The following is a 6850-nucleotide window of genomic DNA, read 5'->3' on the forward strand; positions in this document are numbered from 1 at the left end:
ACGGCGTCGGCGGCGACCGCATGTTCTACGAACCGGCCGACGCCGCCCTGCCCACCGAGAACGTGTGGTCCACGCGTCGCTACCTCGCCCACGTCCCCGAGGTGTTCCGGCGCGTGCGCGACGAGTTCGGACCCCACCTGGGGCTCCTGCACGACGTCCACCACCGCCTCACCCCCATCGAGGCCGCCCGCCTCGGAAAGAGCCTCGAACCGTACGACCTCACGTGGATGGAGGACCCGGTGCCGGCCGAACTGCAGGACGGCTTCCGGCTCATCCGGCAGCACACCACGACCCCCGTCGCCGTCGGCGAGGTCTTCAACACCGTCTGGGACGCGAAACAGCTCATCGACGAGCAGCTCATCGACTACATCCGCGCCACCGTCGTGCACGCGGGCGGCATCACCCACCTGCGCCGCATCTTCGACCACGCCGCCCTGCACCACGTGCGCAGCGGCTCGCACGGCGCCACCGACCTGTCCCCGGTGTGCATGGCCGCCGCCCTGCAGCTGGACCTCAGCATCCCCAACTTCGGTCTCCAGGAGTACATGCGGCACACGCCCGCCACCGACGCGGTCTTCCCGCACACCTACCGCTTCGAGGACGGCTTCCTGCACCCCTCGGAACAGCCCGGCCTCGGTGTCGACATCGACGAGGAGAAGGCGGCCGAACACCCCTACCGACCCGCCCAGCTCCCGGTCAACCGGCTCGAGGACGGCACGGTGCACAACTGGTGAGCCGCCTCGACCTGAGCCTGCTCGCCGCCCCGCACCCGCCCGAGGGCGTCCGGCTGCCCGGCTACGACGTCGCCGGACTGCGCACCGGGATCGTCCACCTGGGGCTCGGCGCGTTCCACCGCGCGCACCAGGCGGTCTGGACCGAGGACGCGCTCGGCGGCGAGCACTGGGGGATCTGCGCCTACACCCAGCGCTCCGACACCGCCGCGCGCCGGCTCGCCCCGCAGGACGGCCTCTACACCCTCGCGGAGCGCGGCCCGGAAGCGGCGCCGCCCCGCGTCGTCGGCGTCCTGCGCGAGGTGCGCTCCGCCGCCACGGACCCGGTGAGCGTGCCGGAGCGGCTCGCCGACCCGGCCGTCACCGTCGTGACCCTCACCGTGACCGAGAAGGGGTACCGCCTCACCCCGGCGGGCCGGCTCGACGTCAGGGACCCGCAGGTCGTCCGGGACGCCGTGCTCTTCGCCGATCCGGACCACCGGCCCCGCACCGTCGCGGGACAGCTCGTCGCGGGCCTGCACCGGCGCAGAACCCGCTCGGGCGCGCCGCTGACCGTCGTGTCCTGCGACAACGTGCCGGGCAACGGCCGCGCCGTGCGCGCGATCGTCGACGACTTCTGCGCCCTGCTGCCGGACGGGGACGGCCTCGCCGCCTGGATCGACGCACACGCGGCGTTCCCCTCCACCACCGTCGACCGCATCGTCCCCGCCACGACGGACGCCGACCGGGCCGACGCCGCCCGCGTGCTGGGCGCGGACGACCACGGCACCGTCGTCTGCGAGCCCTACCGCCAGTGGGTTCTGGAGGACCGCTTCGCTGCGCCCCGGCCGCGCTGGGAGCGGGCCGGCGCGGTCCTCACCGCCGACGTGCGTCCTCACGAGCAGGTCAAGCTGCGCCTGCTCAACGCGACGCACAGTCTGATCGCCTACCTGGGCGCGCTGGCCGGACACTCCACGATCGCCGCCGCGCTGGACGATCCCGGGATCGCCGAGGCGGCGCGCGGACTTCTCGCCGACGACGCGGCACCGGCCGTCGCCGCCCCGGCCGGCACCGACCTGACGGCGTACCAGGACCTGGTCCTGGCGCGCTTCCGCAACCCCGCGCTCGGCCACACGACCGCCCAGGTCGCCGCGGACGGCTCGGTGAAGATCCCGATCCGGCTCCTGGGCACCGTCCAGGACCGGATCGCCGCCGGCGCCGAGCCGCACTGGGCGGCGCTCGCCGTGGCCGCGTGGATGGTGTGGGCCGGACGCGGCACGGACCGCGCGGGGCGCCGGCTCGCCGTCCGGGACCCCCTGTGCGAACGGCTCGCCGCCGACGGCCGCCTGCCGACCGGTGACCCGTCCGCGTTCGTCGACCGCTTCCTCGCCCGGAAGGAGGTCTTTCCCGCCCGGCTGCGGGACGACACCGTCCTGCGCCGGCTGCTCGTCCGGCACGTGCGCCGCCTGCTGCGCTGACCGCCGTGCACGACGGTCCGGCGTCCCGACGACGTATGTGCAACCGGTTCCACGGAAGGGTGCCGTCCGCCCGGCGGCCGGTACCGACGATCGCTCACCCCACGAGGAGTGCTCCATGCAGATCCGTATCACCGGACGGACCAGGCCGGTCCTCACGCTCGCCGCGACCGCCGCGGTGCTGGCCCTGACCGTGCCCGTCGCCGTCGGCTCCGTCCCCGGGGACACCGGGCAGCGGGCCGCCGACTGCGGCCGGCTCTTCGACGACTTCAGCTACTCCGGCCTCGCCGACCCGGCGTTGACCGGACACGGCTGGGAGGTCAGGGACGGTCAGGGCGGCCCCGGACCCTCGGGCGCGTACTGGGACGAGGACAACATCTCGTTCCCATCGGTCGACGGGGCGAAGTCCCTGGACCTCCAGCTCGTCACCAACGGCCTCGCCGACGACACGACGCAGGCCGAGATCTCACAGCGGGGCGACCGCTTCCTCGGGGGCACCTACCTGGCCCGCGTCAGGTTCTCCGACACCCCGAGCCAGGGCACCGACGGCGACCGCATCAACCAGACGTTCTTCGCCATCTCGCCGCTCGACCACAACGGCGACCCGACGTACAGCGAACTCGACTTCTCCGAGTACCTGCCCAACGGCGGCTGGGGAGCGGACAGCAGCGTCAACACGCAGACGAGCTGGTACACGACGAGCGACGACGGCTCCGCGAGCGACTCGAAGGAGGCCCGCCAGGACGGCAGTCTGGACGGCTGGCACGACGTCATGGCGACCGTCGCGGACGGGCACGTGAAGTACTTCGTCGACGGCACGCTCGTCGCCGACCACTCGGGCAAGTACTACCCGCGGCGCTCCATGACGATCGACTTCAACCACTGGGTCATCGACCTGGCGTACCACCAGGGCGCCTACTCGAGCGTCTACCACGAGGCCGTCGACTACGTGTACCACGCGAAGAACCGCGTCGAGACGCCCGCCCAGGCGAAGGCCTCGGTGAACGCGCTGCGCGACGCGGGCACCGCCTACACGGACACCGTCAGCGACACGGACGACTGCACCACCTGAGCAGCGGCCCGGCCCGGCCCGGACAGCGCGTCCAGGGCCGGGCCGTCGGAACCGGCGGCGGTCACCGGTGGGCGGCGGTCAGCAGCTCGCGGCGCAGCGTGCCGATCCTGGCCAGGCTGTCCTCGAGGCCGCCCACCCGTGCACGCAGCAGCCAGCAGGCGCGCTGTTCGGCGACGAGGGCGTCGAGGCGGCGCAGGAGGGTGCGAGCGCCGTCGGGATCGACGGCGTCGGCCGCACCCCGGACCGCGACCCGGGCCCGCAGCACGTCGGTGGCGAACTGCGCGAGCTCGACGGCGTGGGCGAGTTCACGCACGACGACCTCGCCGTCCGCCGCCGCGAGGTCCACGGCGGCCAGGTCCCGACGGCACGCGGCGAGCGCGCCCGCCACCGCGTCCAGGGCGTCGGCCGACGGCAGTTCGGGCAGCAGCGGCGCGATGCCCGGGAACAGCGCGCGGAAGAGCGGCGACCCGTTGAGCAGCGGTACCCCGAGCCGCCGGTACAGACCGCCGAGCCGTACGAGGATCCCGCCCGCCTGGGACGCCGCGTCGAGCAGCACGTGCGTGTCGAGGACGGTCGCGAGGTCGGCGTCGCGGTTGGTCTCCAGACACCAGGCGACGCCGCCGCCGAACACGGCCGGGGCGAATGCGACACTGGGCGCGTCCCACATCCCGTGGTCGCCCCACGAGGTCAGCAGGAACCCGGCGGCGCCGTGCGCGAGACCCGCCTCGGCGGCGTCGACCATGTTCTCCGTCGCGTTGTCCAGCCGGCCGACGAGGCTGTTCCAGTTGCCGGCGCCCGGCGCCACCCAGTGCTCGACGCCCGCGGAGGCCAGCGTCTCCGTGTCGTGCCGGAAGCCCTCGCGCAACCGGTCCAGGTCCGCGCCGACCCCGCGCCAGGCCCGCGCCTCGGCGCCGTCGGCCGCGGCGACCCGGGCGGCGTGCTCGGGCGCGTCGTACTGCCAGACCACGGGCACCGCGTTCTTCGGGACCCGCCCGATCAGCTCGGGGTGGTGCGTGAAGACGTCCGCCCAGAACTGCACGCTGTACCCGGCGTCGAGCCAGGGCCGCATGACGTGGGTGACGTAGTCGAAGTAGACCTCGCCGAGCCCCTCGGACGCGACCCGCTCGCGCGAGCGCCCCGTGCCCAGCTCGAACGGCTCGTCGGCTCCGATGTTCAGGCGCCTGCTCCGCACGTGGGCGGTCACCTCGGACAGGAGCGCGTGCGCGAACGCCGCGTTGTCCGCGGTGGGTTCGAGGGTGCTCGGGGGGCGGTGGGAACCGCCGCGCTCGAAGCCGTCGGGGTTCTCGGCGCGATGCACGTGGGAGGGATGGGACAGGAAGCGCTCCATGTGCCCGAACGTGTTCTGGTTCACGACGAGTTCGATGCCGTGCGCGGTGCACCGTGCGTCGAGCCAGCGCAGGTCGTCACCGGTCAGCGGGGAGGCGTCCTGCCACACCTCCTGGTGCCCCGGGAAGGCGAAGGTGTGCTCGGTGTACAGCTCCAACTGGTTGAAGCGGGCCAGGGCCAGGATGTCGATCCAGCGGGCGAGCGTGCGCCGGGTGGGCACGCGGTCCCGGCTGATGTCGAGCAGGAACCCGCGGCGCTCGAAGTCCGGGTGGTCGCTGATGTCGTAGCCGACCTGCGCGAAGTCCGCGGAGGCGCGCAGCTGGTCGAGGGTCGCGAGCGCGTACCGCAGGCCCGCGGCGTCGCGGTGGCGCACGGTGACGCCGTCGGGACCGGTGCGCAGCCGGTATCCCTGGGCGGGCACGTCGGTGTCGTGCGCGGTGGTGAGCGGAGCGTCGGGCGGCGCGCCCCCGTCGCGGGTGGTCATCGAACGAGGTGCGGGGTACGGGGTGATGGGCACGGCCGGCCTCCTGGTGGTACGGGAAGGAGTGCCGGGAGGCGCGGGGCCTCCCGGCACGGGGTGAACGTCAGGCGCAGCCGTTGAGTTCACAGATGTCGTTGCGCCGGGTCGAGACCTTGAGGTCGTCGTACCAGATGTAGCTGTCGTTCTGCGGGGCGAACTCGGTGGTGGCGCCGCCCGCGAAACTGGAGAAGTACGCCTTGTCGACCTGGTCGTCGTTGGTGACGAAACGCAGGCCGGTCACCTTGGCGGCGGAGGCGCCGTTGTAGAACACCTCGATCTCGCCGTCGGGCCGGGCGGTGCCGTCGCTGACGGTGTTGACCTTGACGCGCTGGACGATGTTGACCGACTGCCCCTTCGGCCAGTGGATGTCGGTGCCGTCCTTCGTGAGCACGGCGTAGTCCCCGTACTCGCCCTCGTGGCCCATGCTGTAGTAGTAGACCGCCGCCTGGCCGCTGTCGAGGCGCCAGATGAGGCGGGAGCTGAAGCCGTTGGTCCCGTCGCAGACCTGGCCGCCCGAGCAGGAGGCGCCGCCCGCGAGCCCGAGACCGACCTTGCCCGCGTACTCGGTGGTGCCCCAGCTGAAGTCCTCGCTGAAGCGCACCCAGTAGGAGAGGTAGTACTCGCGGGACTTCGAGAGTGTGAAGGGCGCCTGGGCGCCGGAGTCCTCCGGGCCGATCCTGCCCTTCGGGTACATGACGCGCAGGGACTGGTCGCCGCTGTGGGCCGGCGTGGTGGCGTCCACGAGGGTCCGGTCGTCCATGCCGAGGGCCCACGGCGCGGTCCAGCCGTCCTCGGCCCATGCGGACTGCGGGTAGGGGCCGCCGGCGGCCGGCCGCTCGAAGCCGTTGACGGGGAGTGCGGCCCGGTGCACGGGACGCTCGTGCGGCGCGGGGGAGCCGGTGGCGGACTGCGGCACCAGCATGGCGGCGGCGAGGACCGCGGCGCCTGCGGTGCCCATGAGCAGCGTTCTGGTCGTCCTCATCTTCATCGTTCCTCTTCCCTCGAGGCGGTGGGTGGGACATGTGGTGCGGGGCCGGGCTAGGCCGCCGGCCCCGCGACGAACGCGTCCTCCTCTCGCAGCCAGGGGTAGTCACGGTGGACACGGGTGAGCTCCTCGGCCTGACCGGGCGACAGCCCCTCCCGCGGGTCCAGGCACCAGATGCCGTCGAGCAGGCCCTGCCGGCGCAGGACCTCGTGGACGCCCGCGATGCAGCCGGCGAAGCCGCCGCGCACGTCGTACAGCGCGGCATTGGCGTCGGTGTCACCGGCGAGCCGGGCCAGGGCGCGCCCACGGGCCGCGGTGTCGCCCGCGCGGGCAGCGTGCACGTCGTCGAGGAGCCGGACGGCCGAGCGGGTCCAGACGGCCCAGTGCCCCAGGAGCCCGCCGGCGAAGTGCCGTACGACCGGCCCGTCCGGGCCCCGCACGTGGTACGGGGTGAGCAGGTCGGCCACGATGTTGTCGTCGTTGCCGGTGTAGAGGCTGACCTCGGAGCCGCGGTCGGAGTCGCTGACGCCCTGGACGAGCTCGAGGGTCCGGTAGCGGTCGAAGGGCGCGGCCTTCACGGCGACGGTCGACTCCTGGTCGGCCAGCCGCCGCCAGTACTCCCGTGGCAGGTACCGGCCGCCGACGGCCTCCTGGAGGTAGAAGCCGATGACGGGGAGCACCTCGCCGACGGCCGCGCTGCGGTCGAGCAGGGCGTCCAGGCCGGCCTCCGGCAGTCCGGCA

The 6850-nt window shown here is 73.4% G+C and carries 5 protein-coding genes and 1 pseudogene; 3 read left to right on the forward strand and 3 right to left on the reverse strand.

Annotated elements, in window-relative coordinates; genetic code table 11:
* From GTW43_RS08040 to GTW43_RS08050, 3 genes are all read left to right on the forward strand, one after another.
* Positions 1-734, forward strand: a 734-nt coding sequence (locus tag GTW43_RS08040; RefSeq protein WP_272922507.1) for an enolase C-terminal domain-like protein, incomplete at its 5' end; no start/stop codon positions are given.
* Positions 731-2188, forward strand: a complete 1458-nt coding sequence (locus GTW43_RS08045) for a mannitol dehydrogenase family protein (RefSeq protein ID WP_202501196.1) — start codon at positions 731-733, stop codon at positions 2186-2188. The genes GTW43_RS08040 and GTW43_RS08045, both read left to right, overlap by 4 nt.
* A gap of 115 nt (positions 2189-2303) precedes the next feature.
* On the forward strand, positions 2304-3257 hold the full coding sequence (locus GTW43_RS08050) for a glycoside hydrolase family 16 protein (RefSeq protein ID WP_161300945.1): 954 nt from the start codon (positions 2304-2306) through the stop codon (positions 3255-3257).
* Positions 3258-3318: 61 nt separating this feature from the next.
* Here GTW43_RS08050 and GTW43_RS08055 read toward each other — a convergent pair whose 3' ends face one another.
* From GTW43_RS08055 to GTW43_RS08065, 3 genes and pseudogenes are all read right to left on the reverse strand, one after another.
* The gene (locus GTW43_RS08055; RefSeq protein WP_161300946.1) at positions 3319-5121 is read right to left on the reverse strand and encodes a family 20 glycosylhydrolase; all 1803 of its coding nucleotides are present in this window, start codon (positions 5119-5121) and stop codon (positions 3319-3321) included.
* A gap of 67 nt (positions 5122-5188) precedes the next feature.
* A complete protein-coding gene (locus GTW43_RS08060; RefSeq protein WP_161300947.1) occupies positions 5189-6106 on the reverse strand; it encodes a polysaccharide lyase in 918 nt (305 codons plus the stop codon).
* A 56-nt stretch (positions 6107-6162) separates the two neighbouring features.
* Positions 6163-6850, reverse strand: a pseudogene (locus GTW43_RS08065) (dihydrodipicolinate synthase family protein); the annotation flags it as partial.

It is taken from the genome of Streptomyces sp. SID5785, from assembly GCF_009870065.1.
Classification (GTDB): Bacteria; Actinomycetota; Actinomycetes; order Streptomycetales; family Streptomycetaceae; genus Streptomyces.

Bases quoted from the DNA above. Each gene is read 5' to 3' on its own strand.
- GTW43_RS08060 (WP_161300947.1), bottom strand. From the start codon at position 6,106: ATGAGGACGACCAGAACGCTGCTCATGGGCACCGCAGGCGCCGCGGTC.
- GTW43_RS08050 (WP_161300945.1), top strand. From the start codon at position 2,304: ATGCAGATCCGTATCACCGGACGGACCAGGCCGGTCCTCACGCTCGCC.